Source organism: Variovorax paradoxus (genome assembly GCF_000834655.1).
GTDB classification, from domain to species: domain Bacteria; phylum Pseudomonadota; class Gammaproteobacteria; order Burkholderiales; family Burkholderiaceae_C; genus Variovorax; species Variovorax paradoxus_F.
Window position 1 is genome coordinate 219,898 of sequence record NZ_JXQQ01000010.1, and the last position, 23,996, is coordinate 243,893.

25 protein-coding genes are annotated in these 23,996 nt (G+C 63.3%); 17 read left to right on the forward strand and 8 right to left on the reverse strand.

Annotated features, from left to right (window positions below; genetic code table 11):
- The first annotated feature begins 38 nt into the window (after positions 1-38).
- Together RT97_RS05710 and RT97_RS05715 are read left to right on the forward strand one after the other, a co-directional pair.
- Entirely contained in the window at positions 39-1,280 is a 1,242-nt protein-coding gene (locus RT97_RS05710) for a LysR family transcriptional regulator (protein ID WP_080898187.1), read from the forward strand.
- Positions 1,281-1,417: 137 nt separating this feature from the next.
- Positions 1,418-1,687 (forward strand): hypothetical protein, encoded by a 270-nt coding sequence (locus tag RT97_RS05715; RefSeq protein ID WP_042577788.1) that lies wholly within the window; start codon positions 1,418-1,420, stop codon positions 1,685-1,687.
- 32 nt (positions 1,688-1,719) lie between these two features.
- Here RT97_RS05715 and RT97_RS05720 read toward each other — a convergent pair whose 3' ends face one another.
- The 3 genes from RT97_RS05720 to RT97_RS05730 all read right to left on the reverse strand — a co-directional run bounded on the left by RT97_RS05720 (position 1,720) and on the right by RT97_RS05730 (position 2,917).
- Positions 1,720-1,992, reverse strand: coding sequence for a hypothetical protein (locus tag RT97_RS05720; RefSeq protein WP_042577789.1), 273 nt, complete (start codon positions 1,990-1,992; stop codon positions 1,720-1,722).
- Positions 1,993-2,042: 50 nt separating this feature from the next.
- Positions 2,043-2,552, reverse strand: coding sequence for a hypothetical protein (locus RT97_RS05725; RefSeq protein ID WP_042577790.1), 510 nt, complete (start codon positions 2,550-2,552; stop codon positions 2,043-2,045).
- 170 nt (positions 2,553-2,722) lie between these two features.
- On the reverse strand, positions 2,723-2,917 hold the full coding sequence (locus RT97_RS05730; protein WP_042577791.1) for a hypothetical protein: 195 nt from the start codon (positions 2,915-2,917) through the stop codon (positions 2,723-2,725).
- A 399-nt stretch (positions 2,918-3,316) separates the two neighbouring features.
- Between RT97_RS05730 and RT97_RS05735 the strand changes: the two genes are divergently transcribed.
- Positions 3,317-3,913 (forward strand): acyl-homoserine-lactone synthase, encoded by a 597-nt coding sequence (locus tag RT97_RS05735; RefSeq protein WP_042577792.1) that lies wholly within the window; start codon positions 3,317-3,319, stop codon positions 3,911-3,913.
- A 38-nt stretch (positions 3,914-3,951) separates the two neighbouring features.
- Here the strand turns inward: RT97_RS05735 and RT97_RS05740 are convergent, their stop codons facing one another.
- Positions 3,952-4,662, reverse strand: a complete 711-nt coding sequence (locus RT97_RS05740; RefSeq protein ID WP_042577915.1) for a LuxR family transcriptional regulator — start codon at positions 4,660-4,662, stop codon at positions 3,952-3,954.
- Positions 4,663-4,988: 326 nt separating this feature from the next.
- Here RT97_RS05740 and RT97_RS05745 point away from each other — a divergent pair, with 326 nt between their 5' ends.
- Positions 4,989-5,966, forward strand: a complete 978-nt coding sequence (locus tag RT97_RS05745; protein WP_042577793.1) for a GlxA family transcriptional regulator — start codon at positions 4,989-4,991, stop codon at positions 5,964-5,966.
- A gap of 114 nt (positions 5,967-6,080) precedes the next feature.
- Here RT97_RS05745 and RT97_RS05750 read toward each other — a convergent pair whose 3' ends face one another.
- Positions 6,081-6,974 carry a ParB/RepB/Spo0J family partition protein gene (locus RT97_RS05750; RefSeq protein ID WP_042577794.1) on the reverse strand — a complete coding sequence of 298 codons (894 nt, stop codon included), beginning with the start codon at positions 6,972-6,974 and terminating at the stop codon, positions 6,081-6,083.
- Positions 6,971-7,759 carry a ParA family protein gene (locus tag RT97_RS05755; RefSeq protein ID WP_042577795.1) on the reverse strand — a complete coding sequence of 263 codons (789 nt, stop codon included), beginning with the start codon at positions 7,757-7,759 and terminating at the stop codon, positions 6,971-6,973. Before RT97_RS05755 ends, RT97_RS05750 begins: the two co-directional genes overlap by 4 nt.
- A gap of 124 nt (positions 7,760-7,883) precedes the next feature.
- Between RT97_RS05755 and RT97_RS05760 the strand changes: the two genes are divergently transcribed.
- From RT97_RS05760 to RT97_RS05820, 13 genes are all read left to right on the forward strand, one after another.
- Complete coding sequence (locus tag RT97_RS05760) at positions 7,884-8,450, forward strand: hypothetical protein (protein WP_052810568.1); 567 nt, start codon at positions 7,884-7,886, stop codon at positions 8,448-8,450.
- The gene (locus RT97_RS33715) at positions 8,447-8,965 is read left to right on the forward strand and encodes a TrbC/VirB2 family protein (RefSeq protein ID WP_253278145.1); all 519 of its coding nucleotides are present in this window, start codon (positions 8,447-8,449) and stop codon (positions 8,963-8,965) included. The genes RT97_RS05760 and RT97_RS33715 overlap by 4 nt, the downstream gene beginning before the upstream one ends.
- A 12-nt stretch (positions 8,966-8,977) precedes the next feature.
- Positions 8,978-9,343, forward strand: coding sequence for a type IV secretion system protein VirB3 (locus tag RT97_RS05770; protein WP_042577796.1), 366 nt, complete (start codon positions 8,978-8,980; stop codon positions 9,341-9,343).
- 14 nt (positions 9,344-9,357) lie between these two features.
- Entirely contained in the window at positions 9,358-11,865 is a 2,508-nt protein-coding gene (locus RT97_RS05775) for a VirB4 family type IV secretion/conjugal transfer ATPase (RefSeq protein WP_042577797.1), read from the forward strand.
- Positions 11,858-12,592: a type IV secretion system protein gene (locus RT97_RS05780; RefSeq protein ID WP_042577798.1), complete on the forward strand. Its 735-nt coding sequence runs from the start codon at positions 11,858-11,860 to the stop codon at positions 12,590-12,592. Before RT97_RS05775 ends, RT97_RS05780 begins: the two co-directional genes overlap by 8 nt.
- Before the next feature lie 239 nt (positions 12,593-12,831).
- Positions 12,832-13,884 carry a type IV secretion system protein gene (locus RT97_RS05785; RefSeq protein ID WP_042577799.1) on the forward strand — a complete coding sequence of 351 codons (1,053 nt, stop codon included), beginning with the start codon at positions 12,832-12,834 and terminating at the stop codon, positions 13,882-13,884.
- A gap of 151 nt (positions 13,885-14,035) precedes the next feature.
- Positions 14,036-14,758, forward strand: a complete 723-nt coding sequence (locus RT97_RS05790) for a virB8 family protein (protein WP_042577800.1) — start codon at positions 14,036-14,038, stop codon at positions 14,756-14,758.
- A complete protein-coding gene (locus RT97_RS05795) occupies positions 14,755-15,597 on the forward strand; it encodes a TrbG/VirB9 family P-type conjugative transfer protein (RefSeq protein ID WP_042577801.1) in 843 nt (280 codons plus the stop codon). The genes RT97_RS05790 and RT97_RS05795 overlap by 4 nt, the downstream gene beginning before the upstream one ends.
- Positions 15,594-16,925, forward strand: a complete 1,332-nt coding sequence (gene virB10, locus RT97_RS05800; protein ID WP_042577802.1) for a type IV secretion system protein VirB10 — start codon at positions 15,594-15,596, stop codon at positions 16,923-16,925. The genes RT97_RS05795 and virB10 overlap by 4 nt, the downstream gene beginning before the upstream one ends.
- Positions 16,894-18,039 carry a P-type DNA transfer ATPase VirB11 gene (gene virB11, locus RT97_RS05805; protein WP_080898188.1) on the forward strand — a complete coding sequence of 382 codons (1,146 nt, stop codon included), beginning with the start codon at positions 16,894-16,896 and terminating at the stop codon, positions 18,037-18,039. Before virB10 ends, virB11 begins: the two co-directional genes overlap by 32 nt.
- Positions 18,005-19,960 carry a type IV secretory system conjugative DNA transfer family protein gene (locus tag RT97_RS05810; RefSeq protein WP_042577803.1) on the forward strand — a complete coding sequence of 652 codons (1,956 nt, stop codon included), beginning with the start codon at positions 18,005-18,007 and terminating at the stop codon, positions 19,958-19,960. Before virB11 ends, RT97_RS05810 begins: the two co-directional genes overlap by 35 nt.
- Before the next feature lie 66 nt (positions 19,961-20,026).
- Positions 20,027-21,220 (forward strand): LPD7 domain-containing protein, encoded by a 1,194-nt coding sequence (locus RT97_RS05815; protein ID WP_042577804.1) that lies wholly within the window; start codon positions 20,027-20,029, stop codon positions 21,218-21,220.
- A gap of 210 nt (positions 21,221-21,430) precedes the next feature.
- Complete coding sequence (locus RT97_RS05820) at positions 21,431-22,111, forward strand: TraX family protein (RefSeq protein ID WP_253278146.1); 681 nt, start codon at positions 21,431-21,433, stop codon at positions 22,109-22,111.
- 80 nt (positions 22,112-22,191) lie between these two features.
- On the opposite strand, the gene RT97_RS05825 is transcribed toward RT97_RS05820, so the two are convergent.
- Both RT97_RS05825 and RT97_RS05830 read right to left on the reverse strand, forming a co-directional pair.
- Positions 22,192-23,334 carry a PDDEXK nuclease domain-containing protein gene (locus RT97_RS05825; RefSeq protein ID WP_042577806.1) on the reverse strand — a complete coding sequence of 381 codons (1,143 nt, stop codon included), beginning with the start codon at positions 23,332-23,334 and terminating at the stop codon, positions 22,192-22,194.
- Between the two features lie 53 nt (positions 23,335-23,387).
- Positions 23,388-23,801, reverse strand: coding sequence for a PaaI family thioesterase (locus RT97_RS05830; protein WP_052810569.1), 414 nt, complete (start codon positions 23,799-23,801; stop codon positions 23,388-23,390).
- Between the last annotated feature and the right edge of the window lie 195 nt (positions 23,802-23,996).

Sequence of the window (23,996 nt, forward strand, 5' to 3'; positions counted from 1 at the left end):
AAGATCGCAGCCGCCGGGCGAGTGAGCAGGAGACAAGAATGGATCGCTGGACAGAAATGGAGCTGCTGGTGCAAACGGCCGAGCTCTGCAGCATGTCGCGCGCAGCGCAGTCGCTGGGCTTGTCGAACGCGGCGGCAAGCCGGCACCTTGGATCGCTGGAGAAGCGGGTCGGCGCACGGCTGATCCAGCGCAGCACGCGCTGCCTCTCATTGACGGAGGTGGGGCAGGACTTCTATCAAAGCTGCAAGAGCGTGTTAGCCGATGTCAGAGAAGCCGAGTCGGCGGTCAGCGCGACCGTGGTCAACCCCACCGGCACTCTGCGCCTGACCGCATCGCTGTCGTTCTCGGTGCATCACATCGCACCGCTGCTGAAGGAGTACACGAACTGCTATCCGAACGTGAATGTGCATGTCGAGGTGTCCAACCGGTACTACGACCTGATCGACAACAACATCGACGTGGCCATCCGCACCCGTGAATTCGAGAACGACTCCAGCATCACCATCCGCCGGCTCGCATACACGCGCCGCATCCTGGCAGCATCACTCGGCTACCTTGATGCCCAAGGCACACCCCGCACCGTCGAGGAGCTGGCAAACCGCCCCGTCCTGCTCTACACCTACAGCAACACGCCGAACGAGCTCACGTTCCGCCAAAACGACGAAGTGCGGACTCTCCATGCGAAAGGCCTGCTGGAATCGAATGACGGGCTGGTGCTGCACGCAGCCGCGCTCGACGGCATGGGCATCTTGGTACAGCCCAAATACATCCTGTACGACGACCTGGTAGCCGGACGGCTCGTCTCGGTGTTGGACGAGTGGGATCTGCCGCGGCTCACGATCAACATCGCATTTCAAAGTCGGCGCCACATTTCCGCCAAGGTGCGAACTTTCGTCCACTTCCTGGTGGTGCACTTCGATCGGATGGACTATGACCGGAAGTGGACGAGCTTTGTCGAGCACCCGGATATGGGCACAGCGGAGCCGACTGACCGAAGCAGGAAAAGCGCAGAACCTTTGTCAGCTTCATGCCTGGTGCCAAGCAATGTCAATGGCATCGACATAAGTCCCTGTTCCCGCCGGTTGGTCGCTGTACTTCGACGATCGCAAGAAAGCTTGCAAGTGGCTGAGCACGTGCTGCCAGTTCGTCGGCGCCGTAGGCTCCCGAGGGCGGGTTTGCCGCGGAAGCCGACTTCAACGTCGGCGCACCTAATATCTGCAATCAGTCTGAAGCGGTCGTTCGAATCGGTACGCCGAAAGACCGCTTCTGGCCGAATGTAGCCGGTTGCGACCGACGGAGCTTTGGGTCCAGGCCGGAAGTGGCTGCGACTCGACGAAACGCCGCCAAGCGGGCATTAGTTCGGACTGAGGCCGGTGACGAACGCTATCCTCTCACTCCCAACCGAGGAGCTACTGACATGGGTCCTAGCAAGATTCGCTTTAACGATGTTCGCTATCGACAGGGATTCTTGGAAGTCACCAATATTCACCCTGCTCACATCAACATCGAGACGTGGGAAATTCATCCTGATCTCGACATTTCCGAAAAGCAATTTGACGACAAAGCGATCACCGACGACTGTGTAGTGGCGAACACGGAGATCGAGTTGAGCGTCGAGCAGGCAAAAGCATTGGTTGCAAGCCTTGAAGCCGCTATCGCGAATGCCTTAGAAAGCGGACGTGGTTGAGCGGCAGGTACTGGCCGCTTGCCGTCCGTTGCTCAAGCATCGCCTTCAAGGACCGCAATGTACGGCAGGACTCCCGGATGCGCCTGCACCCACTGCTCGCCGAAGAAAGCCGATACGGAACCCGAACTGATGACGCTCACGATTGACCCGAACTTGGATGCGGCCTGTAGAAGTTCGTGGGCCGCATGCATCACGTTCTCGCTCTCAGCCGACTGCGGCTCGCCAGCTTCGTTGCCCCACTCCTTTTGAATCGCCGCAATCAGCTTGCCAGCGGCGGCCTCCAGAGGTGTTCGTGAACATGTCATAGGCGCGAATCTAACCCGCTGGCGAACGACTGGTTGTGGCCGAGCGTGGATCATGAAAGCACGTAGTCGCACCGCGCTTCGAATGTGAAAGTGGCGCCGGTCGACAGCGACCACGAGCCCAGTTGCTTTCCCATGTCATTTAATGCCGCGACTTCGACAGGAAGACTGAAATCGAAGTGGTGTGCAACAACAGGCGCCCCTCTCCTGATCGACGAGAACTGAAGTGCGCAGTGCCCAACAGAATCGATCACGTGGGCACGAAGTCGCAGCCAGTTGTGAGCATTCGGTTCAGTCGAACCTGCCTCAAGAACGACCTCCTCTCGGGCTCCCCCTGAGAACGCTGTCAACTGTCTAGCAAAGAGGGGGATCGTGTCGGGGTAGAGGTACACCTCTTCCCATGCGGCGTAGCCGGCCCCGATCAGGGCGACGCGAATCTCGACCATTGCATCTGAATCCTGCCAAAGAGCGTCGATCGTCAGGCGAAGGAAGTTCATTTCGAAGGTGCTGCTGTATGTCTGGTTCTGGCCGACTGCTGCAATTTGCGCGTCCGAATGATTCATGGCTGAAGAACCTCTGTCGACCCCAAAGAAAAGGATACTCGTGGGCTGACGGCAACCTTGATAAGTTGCTCAAGTCCGACCGTCTTCACACGCCCCACGAGAAGCAGACGTCCCGCTGAGCTTTCCACATCCAGCGAACTCAGGCCGCCCAGCGCGATGTCCCATCTCGATTAACCGCCCGTCGAAAAGTTGAAGGCAATGGTCCCATCCGCCGGAGCAAAGCGACAAATCAGGCGCTCACCTCCCGAGTAAAACTCGAACCGCAGAAGGTCGTAGTGCCATTCATCTGCAGCGCCGCCGGATTCAGAGATGCTCACCGTTTGAAAAAACGATTCGAGCTCGGCAATGTCAGGGTAGCGGTCCATTGATGATGTGAGTGGCGCGAGGATGATTCAAACAAACGACCGGTTAGAAGCGAATTCTGCACAAACCACGACGGTCTGGTTCTGGCAGTAAGCAGTCTGCCAGCATGCCAATTTGCTCTCTGGTCCAAAGGGGGTCAGTCCCGAACTTTAGTGCCAATGCATCACGCACACGCACTGTTTTCTAGACCTCGACCCGTACTTCACGGCGCTGCTTCAGTCCGAGGGACGCACACGCGAGCGCGAGCTTGTCTCGGACTCAAGTGGCAAGGAAAGCATGGCGCACACGGGCGTCGTTGCCACGCGGACGGCACGCCTCCTCGCTCCCGGCCTATTAAATATGACAGTGTTCCCCCTTCTGTCATCGGGCTGTAATGCGGCCTCATTCAGCGAGGTGGCCCCATGGAGATCATTGCGGGAACGGTCGAGTCTTTCTCCGCGGACGTGCTGTTCGACATGGCGCGCTACCGGCACCACGTCTTCGTCGAGAAGCTGGGTTGGAAGCTCCATACGCGTGGCAGGCTCGAACTGGACGAGTTCGACCGGAAAGACACTATCTATCTGATCGCGCGCGATCCGGATGGACGGGTCGTTGGAACCAGTCGCCTGTTGCCGACTTACCGGCCCTATTTGCTGGCCAGCGTCTTTCCTCAACTGCTCGGCGGTAACCCTGCGCCGTGCTCGCCAAAGGTCTGGGAGCTGTCGCGCTTCGCTGTGGCCGACGGCGCGCAGGTTGGCGCCGGCGACGATCCGCAGGCATGGTCGCTCGCGTTGGACATGCTGGGTGTCGCGATGCGCACCGTGGCCAAGGAGGGCGGACAGCGACTGATCTGCGCCTCGCCATTGGGCATCGAGCGCATCCTGCGCCGCGCGGGCTTGCCAACGCACCGCGTGGCGCCACCGGTGCTGGTCGAGGGACAGCACCTGTTCGCCTGCTTGATCGAAGTGGACAAGGATTGGGCCTCGCGGCGGGACCGTCGCACCGCCGCTGTGGCATGAGATGCCCGCGACCGAACGACGCGGGCGACGATCACCCTTCAGTTCAGAAGGCCCAGGCGCGAGGCGCGCGTCGCTGCCGCGTACTTGTTGTTGACGCCCAGGCTGGTAATGGCATTCCTGAAATGAAATTCGACCGTGGGCTTCGAGATCCCGACGATGGAAGCAATCTCGTCGCTCGTCTTGCCATCGCCCGTCCAGCGCAAGAGCTCCACCTGCCGCCGCTTCAGCGGGGGGATCCCCTTGAGCGGGCTCTCGCCCAGGAGCGGGCAGAGCGCGCGGTGGGCAGTGATGACCAGCCACTGAAGCAGCGTGTCCTTGGCGCGCATCTCGGCGGTGGTCAGCGACTCGCACGAGCGGGCGAGCGACAGCATCCCGACACGCGCATCGGCCTCGAAGACCGATTGAGAAAACCCCACGCGCAGGCCGAACGAGCGCGCCTCGTCCCACAGCCCGGGCGCAGTACGGAAGACCTCGTTGCTCCAGATGACCGGTGCGCCGCTGCGAACGCCGTGGGCCACGGTCGGATCGATGTCGAGGTATCCCGCATCGAGGTAGCGACGGTTCCATCGCGAGTCGTACGTGCTGAGCATCGCCGTCTTGGGCCGCGTCAACGGCACCAGAACGCGCAGTCCGTAGGCGCAGTGCTCGAAGCCCAGGTGCCTGGCTGCCGCGCTGATCTGCGCGAGCACCTGGTGCGGCTCACTCGCCTCGCTCAATCGCGCGAGAACGTCTTGGGTCCAATCTTTCATCATTGCTCTTCCTGCGTCGTGGGCATTTCCCACCTGCTCCGTCGCGCAGTCGACGCTGTACTGACGCCATCGAGCAGGTGCCACTGCGCGGCTCTGCTTCAGTCCTCGAGCCATCGCAACAGCGCCACCGGCGCGCCGTGTCGTACTGGACATCTCGGCGCGAGATCGAGGTGGGTCCGAAAGTCTAGAAGCGCTCTCCCACGCCTGGAGGCAAAATTCACCACCATTTCTGCCAATCTCGCGAGCTTCGCCCTCGCGCGCACTGGCGCAGTTCGGCACGGGTCCGGGAGGGTGCCGGTTGATTCCCCACACGTTGGCTTCTCACGATGCACAAGGTCTGGCTCCTGCTGTTTCCCGGCTTTCTTCTTGTCGATGTCGTCGACATGCGCGCTGTCTTTGAGGCTGCCGCGAGGACCCTGCGCCGGCGGCGAGACAACCTTGCCGGTTACAACCTTCGACTGACCTCTGCCGCAGGCGGCCCGGTCCTGAGTTCCAGCGGCGTGGCGCTCTCGACCAGTGCATTGCCGCGCCAGCTGGTGGGTCGCACGGCCTCGCTCGTCATCAGTGGCGATCCAACCCCGGTCACTGGCCCGTCAAGCGTGCCGCGCCTGCGCGAGTGGTTGCGTGACAACGGCAGACAGCTGCGCCGGTGCGCCTTGATGGGCACCAAGGCGTGGATGCCGCTGCTGCAGGACACAAAAGCAGCGCGGCGACGCCCGCTCGCCGCACCAGTCGCGCCTGGGCGCAGGATGAAGGGACGCGACCGCGTCGTCGGACGGATCGGAACGCGCGCCTGGCGCATTGCTGAACCCGGCCAAGGTAGGGACCTCGCGCTGTCCTGGATCGAGGAGGACAGGGGCACTGAATTCGCGCGACGGCTTTCGTCGCACCCGCCTGGCCCCTGCCCCCATCGCCATGGCGTCCCTCGCCATCGTCAAGTGCCGACCAACCTGCCCGCACCGGACGCCCGGGTCGATGCATTGCATCAATGGATCGCGAACCATCTGCACGAGAAGCTCAGCGTCGCCCGCCTGGCGCAGGAGGTTCACATGTCCATCCGTTCCTTCGTACGCTTCTACGAGCGCGCAACGGGTCTCTCGCCAGGGCGTGGCGTGCAGCAGATTCGCCTGGACACGGCCCGCCGCCTGATCGAGACGAGTACACGTCCCTTCAAGGCCATCGCCGCGCAATGCGGCTATGGATCCCAGGAAGTGATGCGCCGGGCCTTTGTTCGCGACCTGCGGATGACGCCGCGCGAATACCGGACGCGCCACATGATGATGAAAAGCGTCCGTCGCGCCTAGCCGATCCAGGCCCCGCCAGCGCGATGGCGAGGCACCCGATGCAAGGTGCCAGCCGCGGCCGTGTGCGGCGAATGCGCTGCAGCATCGATGCCCGTCGGCGCAGCGGCCCGATCGCTACTCCTCCGTCGCCCAGCACACCGGCCGCAAGTCCGCCAATGGGAGCATGGCCCGCGTCCCATCACCGAACTGGACCTCGCCGACGTTGCCATCCTGCGCCTTGATGCGCAACGAGCCACGCCGTCCACCATGCTCCACCACAAGCACCGTGCGGCCGGCACTGACCGCCCTGGCGGCGCCGCCCGCAGCGGGCGTCGCGTTTTCGCGCGACGCGAGCGAACGCGAGCCCACGGCGGTTTGGACGCGACCGATGGGGCCGCCACGAGAGAGCAACTCATCGAATTCCTGTGGTCGATCGCGCGCGACGGCGACCAACTGGTAAAGCATCCGCACGTCGCCGCCGACCCGGCCCTCATCCACGGCCGCTCGCAGTTGCTGCGGTGCGTCGCGCAACCGTGCGGCCTCGGTGATGAAAGAGCGCGGCCGTCCGAGCCGCCGTGCGATCTCGGCGCGCGAGTGGCCTTGCCTTTCCCGCTCGGCAATGAAGTCCGCCAGGTCGAACGGCGACATGTCCTCGCGGTGCAGGTTCTCCGCCGCCTGTGCGTACGGATCGATCCGCTCATCCAAAAACGCTGGAACGGCGGACAACCCCGCCAGGCGCGCCGCGCGCACGCGGCGCTCGCCGCGATTGACCATGTAACGGTCCTCGTGCTCGGGATGACCTCGCAGCGAGACTGGCTCGAGCACCCCATGCTGCCGGATCGAGTCGGCGAGCGCCTCGATCGGTTCATTGCGGACCCGACGACGCGGTTGGAGGGGATCGAGATCGATGCGGTCGAGCGCCACTTGCATCGGCGAGCCCGGGCTGGCGCCGACAGCGTCGCCCGCGAGCAGATCCGCTGCCCTGAACTGCGACAGGACGCCCAGATCCAGTCCATCCGCCGCATTCATGCCGGCGCATCCACTGGCGTCGGCTCGCTCGAGCCGTCGATGCGTTGCTGCAGCAACTCAAACACCCGCATCACTTCGAGACTGGCCTCGCGTGCCGCGCTCTTGGGCAGCCGCCACACCGGCAAGCCTGCGGCCAGCGCTTCGGGAATCGCAGAGCGCGTCGAGATCCGTGCCGGCAGCACAAACTCCCGGAAATTCAAGGCCAGGTCCTGCATCGCCGCCTTCTGCCGCAATGAATGCGGATTGAACCGGTTCAACACGATGGTCGCCAGCCTCAGCTGGGGGTTGTAGCGCCGTCTGACACCGAAGATGGTTCTGAGCATGTCGGCGACTCCGTCGATGCTGTACTCCTCCAGCTCGATCGGGCAGGTCACGGCGTTCGCGGCGATCAGCGCCGCACTCAAACGCAGGCCCAACGCCGGCGGCGTGTCGATCACGACGGCGTCGAAGTCCCGTGCCAGTGTTGTCACATTGCTGCGGAACGCGGGGATCACCATCTCTGCCCGCGCGAGTTCGATGTCGGCCAGCTTTTTGCTGGCCGGCACCAGGGCGATGGTTTTGTCGCTCGGCGGACTGATCGACCGCATCTGCTGTCCAAAGAGCTGCGTCGCCTCGACGCCCGCCGTGAACCGGCGGAGAGACTTCGAACTGTTCGCCTGCGCGTCAAGGTCGATCACGCATACCGACTGACGTCGCACGTCGGCCAGCCAGCATGCGTACAGCACCGCCAGCGTGGACTTGCCGACGCCGCCTTTCTGGTTGCCAAAGATCACCACGTTGCCCATGACTTGCTCCTCAGGCTCGACCGCCGTGCAGCGACGCTCACGAAATTTGGCGGTCCGCCCCGATCTGCGCCACTATCAAAAGAAATAGTCGACACGTGCAGGGCCAAGTCGGACATTGCGTCCCATGCAACTGACGGATGTTCACTGCAGCGATGTGTTCGGTAGGGGCCGGCGAACGATCTGGCTTTCCCTCCTTGCATCCGCGGCCTTGATGCTCCACGCGGACAGGGTGCGCGCACAGGCCGGCCCCCTCGCATCGCACATCATCGCCCCGCCGGTACAGGCCGTCCGAGACGACGACCGCGTCGAGATTCTTCGCCAGGAGCTGAAACGGTCCGAAGAGCAGTTGCAAAGCCTGGTACGCCGCAAGGCCGAGCGCCTCATCGCAAATGACATGCAGGGTGCGAACGAGAGCGAGGCGCAGCGTCTTCGCACGCTTGACGACATTGCGGGCCTCAAGCGGGAGATCGGAATGACGTCCGCCGTCGCGGGCCGAGCCATTGCGCTCAAGCCCCCTGCTCCCCAGGCCAAGAACCGCCCCACTTTGAACATGGACGCGGCGCAGGCACCCTGGTGGGATGTCTATCGCAGCCGCACGCATGCCGGCCTGCCTGTCTCTCGCGCTGGTTCGACTTTGTCTGACTACGGTGCTCGCAATGCTCCCGAGCTTCCCACAGGAGTCTCCCCATGACCACCATCTCGATCCCCAGTCGGGTTCTGTTTGCAGTCGCCACGGGACCTTGTTGTGGGCGCATCCCCGCGCACACCAGCATGCACCGCCAGCCAGCATGGCGCCCACCATCCGTCGCACCGAGCCAACCGCAGCTCAAGGGATTCTCTTATCCGGATCAACACCACGGATCAAAGCGCGGTCGGGGCCCGATACGGCATGCCCGCATCCGGCCCGCGGGCGACGTCTGCGGCCGTGCCCAGTGCCTCGGCCTGCTGTTCGTCGCAGCGCTAGTCATCACCCATCCCGAAGCCGCGCTGGCAGGAAGTCCGTTCGCGACTGGCGCGAATGCCACCCAACAGCAGCTCGTTGCCATCCTGACACCGCTTGCGGCGGTCGCTGTGATGGTCTCCGGCGCGATGGCCTGGTTCGGGCGTCTGAGTTGGTGGTGGATGGTCGCCGTGGTGATCGGGACCGTGCTGGTCTTCGGTGGCCCGCAGATCGTGTCCTGGATCCGTGGGCTGTTCGGTGTCTGAGGAAATTGACCCATGAGCCGCAACCAAGGCATCACCGCCGATCCCCTGTTCGTGGGCATGACGCGGCCCCCGATGGTCTGGGGCGTCACCTATTCAGCCATGATGTTCAACATCCTCGTCACGACGGAATCGTTCATCGTGACGAAGAACCTTGCCTGGCTGCTTGCCTTCGTGCCGCTGCACGGTGTGCTCTGCCTGCTGTGCCTGTACGAGCCGCGCTTCTTCGACCTGCTTCAGCTGTGGGGGCGCACGCGCCTTCCCGCCTTGCTTGCCGGCAATCTGCGGTTCTGGCACGCCAACTCCTACAGCCCGCTGGCGCTGGACATGCCCGACCTGCGGGGCTGCCGCCGGCGGACAGCGGCGGCATCGGTGATCTGACTCGGAATCCGCCAATGCAACTGCTTTCCCGCTCCGAGAAGACGCTGCGCCGCGAGGTCGATGCCGCAGCGATGATTCCGCTTTCGTCGCACATGGACGAGCATGTGGTGAGAACGCGCGCGGGCGACTATGTCCAGACCCTGCGCCTGGCCGGCACGAGCTTCGAAAGCGCGGACGACGACGACATCAACGGCTGGCACGAGCGCCTCAATGTACTGCTGCGCAACCTCGCGTCGCCGAATCTCGCACTGTGGACCCATGTGATCCGACGTCGCGAGGTGGGTTATCCGGCCGGGCGAACGGTCCCCGGCTTCGCCCACGAACTTGAGCAGCGCTACTGCGGAAAGATGTCCGGCGAGCGGCTGATGGTCAACGAGTTGTACCTGTCGGTGGTCTTCAGGCCGCAGCCTACCCGCATCGGCAACGCTGCACTGCGTCTGCTCAAGCGCACGGATCCACAAGGCGCCCAGAACGAACTGCGCGATTCACTGGACATGTGCGCCAAGCTGCGTGAGGAGTTGCTCGCCGCTTTGGAGCGTTACGACCCCCAGCCGCTAGGCATCTATCAACTGCCGGGCAAGGATGCGCATTTCTCATCTCTTGCGGAGTTTCACGGCCTGCTTGTCAACGGGGAATGGCAGCGAATGCCCCTGACCCGCTCGCCCTTGAACGAGGTCCTGGCGACCACGCGGCCTTTCTTCGGCAACGAGGCCATGGAATACCGCACGGGTACCCAGACGCGGATCGGCGCGTTCCTCGGCATCAAGGAATATCCCACGCCCACGGCGCCGGGAATGTTCAGCGGCCTTCTGACCGCGCCATTCCCCTTCGTACTCACGCAAAGCTTCACCTTTCTGTCCAGGAGCACCGCCACCGACATGATGAGCCGCCAGCACCATCGGATGGCGGCCGCCGGCGATTTGGCTGTCTCCCAAGCCGAGGAACTGAAGGACGCACTGGACGACCTGGTGAGCAATCGATTCGTCGTGGGCGACCACCACTTCACCCTTCAAGTGCTCGCCGATGCCTCCGACGCCTCCGACCAGGCCGAGGGCCGACGCCGTGTCAAAGAGCTCAATGACAACGTGGCTCGCGCTCGCTATCTGCTGGGTGACACGGGAATGGTGGTGGCTCGGGAAGATCTGGCGTTGGAGGCGGCATTCTGGGCGCAGCTGCCGGGCAACTTCGGTTATCGCAGCCGCAAGGCTCCCATGACCAGCCGCAACTTCGCCGCCATGTCGCCGTTCCACAATTTCCCGATCGGCCGAGCGACGGGCAACTTCTGGGGCGACGCACTGACCATGTTCATGACCCGGGCCGGTTCCCCCTACTACTTCTCGCTGCATGCGAGCGATCCGCGAAGCAACGACGGCGGCAGTCGCCGGGACGTTGGCCACATCACAGGCGTCGGGCCCGTCGGAACGGGCAAGACGACGCTGCTGGGCTTTTGCATGGTGGCGATCTGCAATCGCCTCGACGCCACCCAAGTCATCTTCGACAAGGATGAAGGGCTGCACATCCTCGTGCGCGCACTGGACGGCCGGTACCTCCCTCTCAAGAATGGGCAGCCAACCGGCTGCAATCCCCTGCAGCTCGATGACTCGGTCCCCGACAACGTCGAGTTCATGCGGCTGTGGCTCCGGCGTTTGGTCGCGCGAACACCCAACGACATCCTGACGGTGCGTCAGGAAGACGATCTCGACCAGGCCCTGCATGGCACGCTGAAGCTGGATCTGCGCTTCCGGTGTCTCTCCCGACTCCTTGCCTTTCTGGACGTGACAGACCCGGAAGGCATGCATGCGCGTCTTCGGAAGTGGTGCGCCTCGGAGCACGGAGACTATGCCTGGGTCTTCGACAACGACCACGACCAGGTCGCCCCCCTGCTTGCTCGACACCCGCTGGTCGGATTCGACGTGACCGACTTCCTGGACAACGAGGTCATTCGCGCACCGCTGACCATGTACCTCTTCCATCTCGTCGAGCGCATGGTCGATGGCCGCCCGCTCGTGTGCTGGATGGATGAATTTGCCAAGCTGCTGAGCGATCCTGCCTTCGCGCGCTTCGCCAAGAACGGGTTGGAGACCTGGCGCAAGAAGAACGCGAACATTGCAACCTTTACCCAGAGCACGAGCCATGTGCTCGACTCCAGCATCGCGCGAGCGATCGTCGAGCAGACGCCCACCAAGATCCTGTTTCCCAACCCGGAGGCGGATTACGAGGAGTACACACAGGGCTTCAATCTGACGGACCGGGAGTTCGCGCTCATCAAGCAGGAACTCGAGCCCGGATCGCGTCAATTCCTCATCAAGCAGAACCATGTCAGTGTGGTCGCACAGCTCGACCTCCATGGCTTCGATGACCTCCTGCATGTCATCTCCGGACGCACCAGCAACGTCCGCCTCATGTGCGAGTGCATCGAAAGGTGCGGCCCGAATTCTGCTCAATGGCTCGCGCCTTTCCGCGCGGCGCTTGCCGATCGCTTGGCTCGTTCGAACTCGCCCAAGGAGGTCTTCCATGCTTAAGCACATGCTCGTATCCGTTCTCGCCGCAACATCTTTTTGGATGCCGCTGCATGCACGAGCCGGCATCCCGGTGATCGACGTCACGGCCGTCGCCAACCTGATTCAGCAGGTGATGTACTGGCAGCAGCAGATATCAGCAATGCAGAAACAGTACGACCAGTTGAAGGACTCCAAGGACCAGCTCACTCAGACCCACAACGCGCTGACGGGAACGCGAGGCATGGAGCAGGTGCTGCCGACTTCAGAGCTCGCACGCAATTACCTGCCGCCCAGCTATGGCGAGCTGACGAATGTCCTCAGCGGCTCGTCGGCCAGCTATGCAGGATTGGCAAACCAGGTGCAGTCGATCATGAAAGCGAACAGCATCCTGTCCGTAAAGCAAATGGACACGCTCAGTCCCGACTTGCGCCAGATCGTCGAACAGGGCCGACAGTCGGCAGCGATGCTCAACGGAATGACTCAGAGCGCCTACCAGAGCACCAGCCAGCGCTTCTCCGCACTGCAGCTATTGATCAACCGCATCGCCGCGGCCCACGATCCCAAGGCGATTCAGGACCTTCAAGCGAGGATTCAGGCTGAGCAGACCATGCTCACCAATGAACAGACGAAGCTGCAAAGCCTTTATCAGATTGCTAGAGCGGGGGAGGCTGCGCAGGAGCAACGCACTCGAGAGCGAATCATTTCCGGTCACGGTGGTTTCACCACGAGGTTCTCTCCCAACCCCTGAACCGCCATGTTCCGCACAGTCATCATCATCACCGTCGTTGGATTTTTAGCTGCGGGAGGAAACTATTGGTTGCGGCAGCATGAATCGCCTTCGGTACCACTTGAGATCGAGCCCACTGAGTCGCCAGCGCCGAAGTCCACAGCGTCAATTCCCGATCACGGGAACTTCCAGACGCGATTTCAGCCGACGATCTCGCCCACTCTCGGCTCCGATAGATGAATCGTTGGATGAGGTGAACCGTGTTCTTCCAGCAATTCTGGACTTGGCTGAATTCACAGCTGACCGACTACGTCGCGGCTAAAACGGCCGTCGTTGCAGGTGCTATCGAACCGGCTGTAGTAACGCTCGCAACCATCTACGTGATGATTTGGGGATTTCTCAGTCTCACCGGGAGAATTCAAGAGCCGATTTGGGAAGGCGTTAAACGCATCTTTTTTGTAGCAATCATTCTCGGACTTGGTCTGAAGCTCTGGTTGTTCAACGGCGTCATCGTCGACACGTTCTTCAGTGCGCCGATTCAACTGTCCGCCTCTATAACCGGTGCTCCCGACCCTATATCGGTGATTGACACGATTTGGGAAAAGGGCGGTGCTGTTGCATCAAGCCTTTGGAACAAGGGCGGTGTTTTGAACGGCGACTTTGGGTTCTATCTGGCCGGAGCAATCGTCTATTTCATCGTTGGTGGCGTTTCGGTCTACGCGCTTTTCCTGTTTGCCCTGTCCAAGATTGCATTGGCGCTGATTCTGGCCCTAGGACCAATATTCATATGCTTGCTTTTCTTCGAGGCCACACGAAGATTTTTCGAAGCATGGATTGCTCAGTTGGCCAACTATGCGCTCGTCGCCATTTTGACTTCTCTGGTGGCTAGCTTCATGCTCCAGATGGTGTCTTCCTACGCGACACAAACTGCATCACGCGGAGCAGCGATCGTCACCGTCGATGCGCTAAACATGGTTCTCTGTGCCTCGCTGGTACTTCTTGTCATGCGTCAAGTCCTGTCCATTGCTGCAGGGCTCGCAAGCGGCATTGCCCTCAGTTCGTTCGGCTTCGCCAGCGGATTAACGCGGTGGGCAATAGGCAGCGCCAAGCGCACCAGCTACGAATTCGGCCGAGGCGTGCTGGACGGCCTCCGTCGGGAGCCGGGCAGTCGCTGGGACTCATTCCGTCGCCTTGCAGGTAATCGCGTCGGCGCTGGCGCCGCCTCCATCGCAGGCATCGGCGACCCGCGCCGCGGTGGAAAAGTGCTTCCCAGAGAGCAAGTGATGTCCAGCCCCTCGGGCATCCGCCAGTGACGGAGGATTCTTATGAAACCAACTGCTGCGCTTCCGCTGCTTGCGTTGATCCTGGCGGCCTGCGGCACCAGCCCGCCAATGCCGCCGGAATGCAAGGGGCTTCTCACGCCTATCAATGCACTGCCCAGTGCCACGATCTCAGGAGCGGTCAATGCACCGGCACGCCGCCCTTGAGAACTACCTGCTCGAGGCTCAAAGCTGGGAGCTCGATCGCGCACGCCACGCGGAACGATCGACCAGGATCGCCTGGACCGTTGCTGCGACGGCAATCGTCATCGGGCTGCTCGCGGTTGCAGCCATCCGCGGCCTCACGCCACTGAAGCAACCCGTTCCGGTACTGATCCGCGTCGACAGCAGCAGCGGGATCGTCGATATCGTGCCCACTTACGAAGGCACGACGGATATCGAGCAAGTGGTGACCCGTAACTTGCTTCAGAACTACGTGATCGCGCGGGAGCGCTATTTCTACGGCACTGCCGAGGCAGACTACGAATTGGTTGCCTCGCAGAACTCCGCCCGTCTCAACCAGGAATGGGCGGCCATGTGGGCGACCGAGAACGCAGCCTCGCCCCTGAACGTCTACAAAGACGGCACGGCCATCCGCACGCAGGTGCGCTCAGTCACCTTTCTCAGACTCGAAAGCGGAAAGGACCGGCTGGCCCAGGTCCGTTTCACGCGCTACACGCGCGCCGGCGGCACCGGGGAGGAGCAGGCCAGTCACTGGCTCGCCACGATCGAATTTGCATTTGTACCTCCGTCGCGGGACGACAAGATGCGCTCATTGAACCCGCTGGGCTTCCGCGTGGTGGAGTATCGACGTGAGCCCGAGGTTGCCGCAGCCGGCGTTGCGCCAAACAGGCAGGATGCGCGATGAACCGCCAACACGCGCACCGCGGTCTTGCATTCGCGATTGGGCTGGCAACGAGTGTCTTGCTCACCACGCCGGTCGGCCACGCCCTGACGATCCCGCCGGCTGGAAACGTGGACGCCCGGGTGCGGGTGGTTGCCTACAGACCCGATGACGTTGTCAGGTTGCAGGGTTATGTCGGCTTTCAGATCCACCTGCAGTTTGCCGAAGGCGAAGAGTTTGTGAACCTCGGCTCCGGTGACAACGGTGCCTTCGACGTTGGCGCAGAGCGCAACCACTTCTTCATCAAACCCAAGGAGGCGCGAGCCTCGACCAACCTCACCGTGCTCACCAACAGGCGGGCCTACCATTTCGACTACCTCGTCGGCGCGTCAGCGCCCGCAGGCGCCGCTGCACGGCGAATGGTGTATTCGATACGCTTTACCTACCCCGAGGACGACGCCCGTGCCGCGGCCGCGGACCAAGAGCGCCGCCGAACCGAAGCGCGCATGAGCGAGAGCGCGGCGGGCCGGCCCCACAACACCAACTACTGGTACTGTGGCGGCGAATCGCTCAGACCCATGGGCGCTTTCGACGACGGGGTGCAAACCCGGCTGCGCTTCCAGGCACGCTCGGAATTCCCGGCCATGTTCGTCCAGAACGACGACGGCTCCGAATCGCTGCTCAATTTCAATGTCGAGAACGACGAAGTTGTCATCCACCGCGTGGCGCGCCGCTTCGTACTGCGGCGCGGCGAGTTGGTCGGCTGCGTCATCAACCAGTCCTTCGTGGGGGGCGGCGCCCGGACCTCGACCAACACCAGCGCACCGGGCGTGCGGCGGCTGACTGCAGGAGAGGGACCATGAGCTGGCTGGATCAGGTCCGCTGCGCTTTTGGAAGCCATCCGCCCCAGCAAGCCGGCTCGGTTGAAATCGATCCGGATACCGGGGAAATTCTGCCCTCGCATCGCGTCAAAGATGCGGATGAACGGCCCTCGCGGGTAGCGGCATCCAACACCGCGATCCAAGGCGAGCGATCCATCCCTTCGGTCAACCGCGAGCGCTCCGTCCAATCGCGGGTCAGCGGCTCGCTCGCGCTGGCCGCAATCATCTTGCTGGGCGCGGGGTTCCTGTTCTGGTACTACAACACCCAGTACGCCAAGACGCGGGAAGCCGAGGAAACTGCCAGGAAGGCGGCCGCAGCACGCGCGGGCGGCGAGATGAAAGTGCCCCCGCTGGGCCGCATCGACCCGCCGAAGGCGCTGCCAGACGCCACGACGATCGCCGCTCCGACCTTCTCGCCGCCGCCAGCAACCGTTGCCAATGCAGGCCCGCCGCAGAAGACGCCCGAACAGATCGCCCTCGAACGACAGTTGGGGGCGCCGGTACTTCGACGCGCGCAAACAGCGCAGCCCACAGGTGCCGCCCCGCCGCACGCTTTCGCCGATCCAAGCATGGCCCCCGGCAATGTGCCCGGCATGGCACAACTGTTCGGCGCACTTCAGCCGGGCAATGCCAGCTCGGCAGCCGTCGGCGGCGGTCAGCTGGGCGCCAGCCTCCGACCCACCTCTACCCCGGCCGTCACCGCCCGCACCCTGCCCACGCAACGCATGCTTCTGCCCAAGGGCGCTTTCATCGACTGCACCCTGGAGACCGCCATCGATTCCACCTACGAAGGCATGACGACCTGCATCGGCGCCAGCGACATCTACGGGGCCGACGGCAAGGTCGTGCTGCTCGAACGCGGCACCAAGTATGTCGGCGAGCAACGGGGGTCGCCGCGCCAGGGGCAGGGCCGCGTCTTCGTCCTGTGGAACGAGGCCCGCACGCCGACAGGCGTGGTGGTCCAGCTGGCGTCCCCGGGCACAGACGCGCTGGGAAGGAGCGGTCTTCCTGGGTTCGTCGACACCCACTTTTGGGACCGCTTCGGTGCCGCGGTCCTGATCTCGGTGATCGACGGTGCGATGCAGGCGATCGCTGCACGCCAGCAAAGCACCCCAAATGTGGGCAGTGGCGGCGGCGTGGTGCTAGGCCCGCAGGGCAGCCGCGACGTCATCACGGAGGTCCTGCGCGGCAGCGTCTCGATTCCTCCCACTGTCATCAAGAACCAAGGCGAGCGGATCCAGATCTTGGTCGCCCGCGACGTGGATTTCAGGCCTGTCTATGCGCTTCGAGCCGAGCCGAACGTCCCCTGATCAGGACGCCCACACGGTTGCCGGAGGCGGGCAGCCAACGCCGGCCTTCGCGTCTTCGGCCACCGCCGTAGCACCGCCCACGTCGCTCGCCCTCTTCCTAGGCCCGCTCAGCCGGCTGCTGGGCGACACCGACGTCACCGAGATCTGCATCAACGAGCCCGGGGTGGCCTTTGTGGAGAGGCAATCCGGCTGGACGCGGGAAGAGTTGCCCTTCGCGAGCTTCGACTGGTGCATGGCCATCGCCAAGCTCGTGGCCAATTTCACGCACCAGCGCATCTCGGCAAACGAACCGCTTCTTTCCGCGACCTTGCCCGGGGGTGAGCGGATCCAGATCGTGCTGCCGCCGGCGACGCTGGACCGGACCGTCTCGATCACGATTCGGCGTCCTTCCAACGCCCTCTGGACCCTCGAGGAGTTGGAAAGACGATGCATCTTCGAATCCACGCGCAGCGCACCTGCGACGCCGGTGGAGCTTGGTCTGGCAACCCTTTCACCGGAAGACCTGGAACTGACTGGCTTGCTCGCCCGCAGGCAATTCGTGCACTTCCTGCGTCGTGCCGTCCAGCTGCGCAAGAACATCCTCCTGTCCGGGGCCACTGGTTCCGGCAAGACCACGGTCAGCAAGGCACTGATCCTCGAGGTGCCCGCCGAGGACCGGCTGATCACCATCGAGGACGTCAAGGAACTGTCGCTGCGCAACCAGCCCAACCATGTGCGACTGTTCTATTCCCAGGGTGCCCAAGGGCAGTCCTCGGTCACCCCCGGCCAGCTGCTCGCCGGAGCCAAGCGGCAACGCCCCGACCGCGTGTTCGTGTCCGAGCTTCGCACGGGCGAAGAGGTGTACGACTACCTGGTGTCCGTCAACACCGGCCACCCGGGGTCGATCACCAGCGTGCACGCAGACAGTGCGGAGATGGCCTTTGTGGCACTTGCGCAGTTGATGAAGCGCAGTCAGGCGGGACAGGGCATGAGCACGCGCGAAGGCGTGGAACTGGCCCAGATGAGCGTGGACATCGTGGTGCAGTGCGCACGAGACCGCCGGGACGACCTGCAGCGGCGCATCGTGCGGGAGATCTGGTATGACCCCGGCGACAGGATCCGAAGGCTTGCCTAGTCCCTTCCGGATCGCCGTCGCGCTGCTCGTCGCGGCGATGGTCGGCATGTATGTCGCCGGCTACGCGTTTCTGGCGGCGATGGGACTGCCGCCGCAGGACGCCACGCCATGGACTCTCCCGCGATACTGGCAGGCCTACGGCGAGCGGCCGGACGTGCGTCGTGTCCTCATTGCGACGCTGGCAGGCTCGCAAGGTCTGATGTTCGGCCTTGTCGGCATCGCTGTGCTGCCGCGCCGCCGCCCCCTGCACGGCAATGCACGATTCGCCACCCGGCGAGAAATCTCGAAGGCTCGCCTCCTGGATGAACAAGGCATCATCCTCGGCCGCCTCGGCAACCACTACCTGGTGCTGCCCGGCCAACAGGGCGTTGAGCTGGAGGCGCCGCCGCGCAGCGGCAAGGGTGTCGGCGTGGTGATTCCCAACCTGCTGAACTGGCCTGGCTCGGCCATCGTCAGCGACATCAAGGGCGAGAATTTCACGCGCACAGCAGGCTTTCGCGCGGCCCATGGACAGGAAGTGCATCTGTTCGATCCCCTGTCCGAGCGCGAGTGCTCGGCACGCTGGAATCCGCTTGGCTACGTGTCCGAGACGCCCTACCGCTGCATTGACGATCTGCAGCGCATCGGCACGATGCTCTTTCCCGATCCCCAGGCGGGCGATCCCTTCTGGACCTCGTCGGCCCGATCGCTTTTCCTGGGCATCGCGCTCTACCTCTTCGAGACCGAGGGCGCCAGGCGCACCCTTGGCGAGGTGCTGCGCCAGGGCATGGCCAGCGACGCCGAGGGATTTCAAAAGCACTGGAAGCGCGTCATCGACACCTGCGAGCGCGCCGGGTATCCGCTGTCGCAGGAGGCCGTGCAGAGCCTCTATGACGTGATCGACCTGGCGCCGACCACGGCCTCCAGCATCCGCAAGACCTTCACAAGCCGGTTGGATCTTTGGCTCAATCCGATGATCGATGCAGCCACATCAGCCAATGACTTCGAACTGCGGGAGCTGCGCAAGCGCCCGATCACGATTTATGTCCAGATCAACCCCGACAACATCGCCCGGCTGCAGCCGCTCCTGAACCTGTTCTTCCAGCAGGCCATTGGCCTGCAGACGCGCGAACTGCCCGAGAACAATCCGCAGCTTCGCCACCAGGTGCTCCTGATGCTTGACGAGTTTCCGGCGCTCGGGCGCATCCCCGTGATCGCCGACTCCACGGCCTTCCTCCCCGGGTACAACGTGCGAGCCGTCATCATCGTCCAGTCCAATTCGCAGCTGATCGAGAGATACGGCATCGAGGGCGCCAAGTCGATCCGCAAGATGTTGGCCGCGCGCATCGTGTTCCCGCCCAAGGAGTACGAGGACGCCGAGGCCATCTCCCGCGAGTTGGGCACCTGCACCGTCCGGCAGAAAAGCATCAGCCGCCCGATGTGGAGCGGTGGGAGCAAGACGGCGACCGTCAGCATCAGTGAGCAGCCGCGCCGCCTGCTGCTGCCCCAGGAGATCAAGGAACTGGGCCCGGATCGAATGATCCTGTTCTATGAGGGCTTGCGGCCGGTGCTGGCGCACCGCATCCTCTATTTTCGCGACAGGTTCTTCGCGTCGCGCGAGCGCCCACCACCACGGGTGCCCAAGCTGGACGTGAACAGGTCCGACCCCGTCGTGGCACACGCGCCAACGCCAACGTCCGATAGCAATGAACACGTATCCGACCTGAGCCCCGGTGCCGTCACCGGTGCCATGGCGCAGGATGGCGGCTGCGCACCGGCGGTGAAGGCAGCCAGCGCCGAGCCGGGCGACGTCCTCAACGATGAATTGAAGCTGGACGACTTCTCGTTCGACTTCGACGACGTGGAGATTCCCACCGAGAAGCTCAGCGACGAGGACATGAAGCGCCGCGCCGATGAATTCATGGCGCGAATCCTGGACTGATGATGCATCCAATCGGGGCGGTCGGTCCGGACGTCTTGCAGAGCAGCGCGTAGGAAAGGAGCCGCAGTGTCCTCAAACCATTTTCCCGAACACCAGCCGCCGATCGGGACGGAAAGCATGGCCCCGCAGGCGGTCGCTCGCGCCGTGCAGGGACACCTGCCTGGGTCGAATCGCGGCCATCGCCGGGTACCCGATGCCATCGAACGTCGCTACCTTCGCGTCGACAATCGTTACTTCTTCCCGGACCGGACCCTCGCCTTCATCGACGACGGCGGCGGCATCCGCGTGCGTACCGAGAACCACGAGGTGCTGAACAGCGTTGCGGCGATCGCACAAGCGCGCGGCTGGAAGGTCATCGAGCTCGAAGGCACCGAGGCTTTCCGCCGGGGCATGTGGCGCGAAGCCGTCCTGCGCGGCATCGAGGTCCGCGGCTATGCGCCGACGCCAGCCGAGGTACTTCAGATGCAGCGCGCATCGGAGAGAGCGCGGCTCACGCAAGAAAGGGCGCCGGATGCGGCGCTGACATCGGCGGATCGCGAGACGGCCGCCGCGCGCGCAGCCCCCACCCCTGCCGGATCAGAACGTCCTTCCGATCATCGAGCGCCCGAGGGGCCGCAGGAGGCTCCCAGGCGGGTGAGCGCCCCTGTCAGGGGCGTGCTGTTGGCAGCCGCCGCTGTACCCTACCAGTTTGACCCCGCGCAGCGCATGTCGTTCTATGTGATGGTGCGCACGCAGGCTGGTGACCGCACCATCTGGGGTGTCGATCTCGAGCGAGCCCTCGCGGAGTCGGCTTCGCAACCGCGCATCGGCGACCAAGTGGTGCTCATGCATCACGGCACCCAGCCGGTCCACGTGCGCGCCGCCGCTCGGAATGCGAACGGCGAATTTGTCGGCGAAGGAAAAGTCCCGCTTCAGCGTGGCCGGTGGAGTGTGGAGACGCCCGATCACCTGCGCGCGATGAAACAGCGGGCAGAGCGCGTGCGCAACATCGAGTTTCTGTCCGATGAGATGCGGCAGCGGGATCCTGAACTGGCCACGGCGGCGGCAGACTTGAAGCTTGCCGAGCAGTACGCGCGGCGCGTGACCGGCGATCCTGACTCCCAGCAGCGCCTGGTCCAACTGATTCGCGAGCGGATGGCGGATGCACTGGGGCAAGGCCGCGCCCTCCGCCTCCCCGACCTCCGCCTGCGCCCCGGATCACGTACGCGCCAGCGCACGCCTAGTCTCCGGGAGGAAGAGTTGAACCATGAGCGCGTCTAGGGATCGAGCGGGCCCGTCGGGCGACGTCCACTGTCATTGCCTCAGGATTTGCGCGCACGCCACCGCCCCTGAGTGGCAAAACGCTGTCGTACGAGCCGATCCGGCGATGGCGGCCTTGACGCCAGTCCGCTGGCTGCCACCGGCGCACCGATGCACGCGAAATTCAAGGAATGCCACGGCATGTCTCGAAGGCTCCAGGTACCCCATCGATTGAAGACCGGCTCGCTCGTGAGCGACTGGTCGATCTCGAACGGCTCGCTCGAAGCGCTCAAATGGGTCGGCCTGTTGCTCATGACGGGTGACCACGTCAACAAGTACATGCTGCATGAGTCGAGCCCCACGCTGTATGCGCTGGGACGCATGGTGATGCCGCTCTTCGGATTCGTACTCATGGCCCACCTGGCGCGCCCCGGGGCGCGCGAGCGCGGCGTACATCTGCGGGTCATGGGGCGCCTGGCGATCTTCGCCCTCCTGGCAACGCCGGCCTTTGTTCACCTGGTCGGATGGTGGCCATTGAACATCCTCGCCACCCTGCTCCTGGCAACACTGATCACTTGGCTGCTCGAGCAAGGCGGCCTGGCCGCACGTTCCCTGGCCGCGGTCGCGTTCCTGATTGGCGGGGCGGCGGTGGAGTTCTGGTGGCCGGCGCTGCTTTGTTGCCTGGGCGCCTGGGCATTCGTCCGAAGGCCGAGCGTTCGTCGGCTGTTGTTGTGGGTGCTGGCAACGGTCTCGTTTTTTCCGATCAACGGCAACTTTGCTGCACTGGCCGCTCTGCCGCTCATCTGGGCTGCGGGCAAGGTCGAGGTTCCCTTGCCGCGCCATCGGTGGATCTTCTACGTCTTCTATCCAGCCCACCTCTCGCTGATCGCCCTGTGGGTCCCGCCGATGTGATCGGCCAAGGCGAGCATTCGGATCGATGACAGGACGCGCCCACCCTCAGCGCTGCGGCGATCCGTGCCCACCCCGCTGGATCAAGACTCGCGACTGCGCAACCGCACGATTTCCTGGAGCTGCCGCGCGGTAGGCAGCTTGCCCTTCATCTCGGCCGGAAGTTTGGCCTGAAGTTGGTACTCGGCGACGCCGATCGGGTTGGACTTGCTCTTGAGCGCAAACTCGACTTCCAGGTTGTCCTTCTCCGCGCACAGGATGATGCCGATCGATGGCGCGTCGTCGGGTGCGCGCTCTTTCTCATTGAGCAGATTCAGGTAGAAATCCATCTTCCCCGCGTACTCGGGCTCGAACTTGCCGATCTTCAGCTCCACGGCGACCAACGACTTCAGGAAGCGGTGATAGAACAGCAGGTCGATGAAATACTCGTTGCGCCCCAGAGTCAGTCGATGCTGTCGACCTATGAAACAGAAACCATAACCCAGCTCGAGGATGAAGTCGCGCAATTTGTCTGTCAGCTGGTTCTCGAGTTCGCGCTCCTTGATCGCCTGACGCACGCCCAGGAATTCCAGGTTGTAGCTGCTCTTGAGCGCCTCCTCGGCTTGTTCGGCCAGGTGAACGGGCAGTGCCAGCGGGAAGTTGTGGCTTTTGCCTTCCGACCGTGAGCGAGTGTAGGCGCCAGCCTTGATCTGGTTGAGCAGTACGCTACGGCTCCAGCCATAGGCCGCACACGCGCGCAAGTAGAAAATTCGCTGGACCGGATCGCTCAGCTTGCTCAGGAGCAGCAGGTGGTGTCCCCAGGGAACTTCTGCGACAAGCTGTCGCAGAAATCCGCTGTCTCCCTCGGCGAATGGAGTCGCCGCAATGGAATGCTTCGAACGCCGCGGCGTCGGCCCGCCGCTTTCTGCGGCAAGTTGTCGCAGTATTTCCGGACGCGAGTACTCATCGTAGAAGCGACGCATGTCCCACACATTGCGCGCCGAAAACCCCTGCGTGCCTGGAAATGAGGCGCGCAGGTCGCGCGCAATCTGCTCGACGACAGACTGGCCCCATCCCTGCGCAGACTGCTTGTCCACGATGGCCTTACCGATGTCCCAGTAAAGCGCGATCAGGTCACGATTGACGGCACGTGCCGCCGACAGGCGCGCTGCGGCCACGCGGGCCTTCAGCTCACTGATGAAAAGGGCGTAATCGCTCGGGGCGTCCGGTATCGAAATGCGCGTCATGAACGAGACTGTAGGCCATCGTCAGCTCGAAGTTCGTCCACGCTGGAGCCGCGCTAGAGACTGGCAAGGATCCCGGTTGAGGAGGCCTCGGCGGCCAGCTTGCCTTCCGCGTTGTAGAGCGCTGCTTCAAGGAATGCAATGCGCTTGCCGCGTTTGACCACTCGCCCTTCGACCCGTCCCTCTCCGGGCCCGACCTTTTCATAAAAGCTCACCTTGATCTCGAGGCTGAATACCGTCTGCGTGTGATCCGTGTCATGCATCACGGCGTGGGCCATGGCAGCGTCCAGCCAGGCCGTGATGAATCCACCCTGTGCGATCGTTCCGTTCGTATGGCAATACTCGCGTCGCACCGTGAATGCCGCGCCGAGCGTCTTGCGCTCGGGAGACCAACCGGTCACATGAAAGTTGCCCATCGATTCACACAGTGCCTGGCCAGACCGGATGCGTGCCTCTAGATCGTCGTCCATTGATGTTTGCGTCCTGATGAAGTCATGGCCATTTTTAACCGAAGCCGAGTGCGACGCGGACCTCGGTTGACTGCGCTTCCTCCAAAAGCGAGGCTCTGATCACCAACGAGCCGCAGCATGGCCATCAGACCTGTGGCCCTGCAGCCTTGAGGCCGCCGATCATTGTCGAAAAAATGCGAACTAGGCCAGCGTCCT

Excerpts from the sequence above, each read along its gene's own strand:
- RT97_RS05755 (WP_042577795.1), bottom strand. The coding sequence starts at position 7,759 with ATGGGCAACGTGGTGATCTTTGGCAACCAGAAAGGCGGCGTCGGCAAG.
- RT97_RS05760 (WP_052810568.1), top strand. The coding sequence starts at position 7,884 with ATGCAACTGACGGATGTTCACTGCAGCGATGTGTTCGGTAGGGGCCGG.
- RT97_RS05770 (WP_042577796.1), top strand. The coding sequence starts at position 8,978 with ATGAGCCGCAACCAAGGCATCACCGCCGATCCCCTGTTCGTGGGCATG.
- RT97_RS05745 (WP_042577793.1), top strand. The coding sequence starts at position 4,989 with ATGCACAAGGTCTGGCTCCTGCTGTTTCCCGGCTTTCTTCTTGTCGAT.
- RT97_RS05750 (WP_042577794.1), bottom strand. The coding sequence starts at position 6,974 with ATGAATGCGGCGGATGGACTGGATCTGGGCGTCCTGTCGCAGTTCAGG.
- RT97_RS05710 (WP_080898187.1), top strand. The coding sequence starts at position 39 with ATGGATCGCTGGACAGAAATGGAGCTGCTGGTGCAAACGGCCGAGCTC.
- RT97_RS05715 (WP_042577788.1), top strand. The coding sequence starts at position 1,418 with ATGGGTCCTAGCAAGATTCGCTTTAACGATGTTCGCTATCGACAGGGA.
- RT97_RS05740 (WP_042577915.1), bottom strand. The coding sequence starts at position 4,662 with ATGAAAGATTGGACCCAAGACGTTCTCGCGCGATTGAGCGAGGCGAGT.
- RT97_RS05725 (WP_042577790.1), bottom strand. The coding sequence starts at position 2,552 with ATGAATCATTCGGACGCGCAAATTGCAGCAGTCGGCCAGAACCAGACA.
- RT97_RS05720 (WP_042577789.1), bottom strand. The coding sequence starts at position 1,992 with ATGACATGTTCACGAACACCTCTGGAGGCCGCCGCTGGCAAGCTGATT.
- RT97_RS05795 (WP_042577801.1), top strand. The coding sequence starts at position 14,755 with ATGAACCGCCAACACGCGCACCGCGGTCTTGCATTCGCGATTGGGCTG.
- RT97_RS05830 (WP_052810569.1), bottom strand. The coding sequence starts at position 23,801 with ATGGACGACGATCTAGAGGCACGCATCCGGTCTGGCCAGGCACTGTGT.
- RT97_RS33715 (WP_253278145.1), top strand. The coding sequence starts at position 8,447 with ATGACCACCATCTCGATCCCCAGTCGGGTTCTGTTTGCAGTCGCCACG.
- virB10 (WP_042577802.1), top strand. The coding sequence starts at position 15,594 with ATGAGCTGGCTGGATCAGGTCCGCTGCGCTTTTGGAAGCCATCCGCCC.
- RT97_RS05775 (WP_042577797.1), top strand. The coding sequence starts at position 9,358 with ATGCAACTGCTTTCCCGCTCCGAGAAGACGCTGCGCCGCGAGGTCGAT.
- RT97_RS05790 (WP_042577800.1), top strand. The coding sequence starts at position 14,036 with ATGCACCGGCACGCCGCCCTTGAGAACTACCTGCTCGAGGCTCAAAGC.
- RT97_RS05735 (WP_042577792.1), top strand. The coding sequence starts at position 3,317 with ATGGAGATCATTGCGGGAACGGTCGAGTCTTTCTCCGCGGACGTGCTG.
- RT97_RS05780 (WP_042577798.1), top strand. The coding sequence starts at position 11,858 with ATGCTTAAGCACATGCTCGTATCCGTTCTCGCCGCAACATCTTTTTGG.
- RT97_RS05825 (WP_042577806.1), bottom strand. The coding sequence starts at position 23,334 with ATGACGCGCATTTCGATACCGGACGCCCCGAGCGATTACGCCCTTTTC.
- RT97_RS05730 (WP_042577791.1), bottom strand. The coding sequence starts at position 2,917 with ATGGACCGCTACCCTGACATTGCCGAGCTCGAATCGTTTTTTCAAACG.
- virB11 (WP_080898188.1), top strand. The coding sequence starts at position 16,894 with ATGCGCTTCGAGCCGAGCCGAACGTCCCCTGATCAGGACGCCCACACG.
- RT97_RS05810 (WP_042577803.1), top strand. The coding sequence starts at position 18,005 with ATGACCCCGGCGACAGGATCCGAAGGCTTGCCTAGTCCCTTCCGGATC.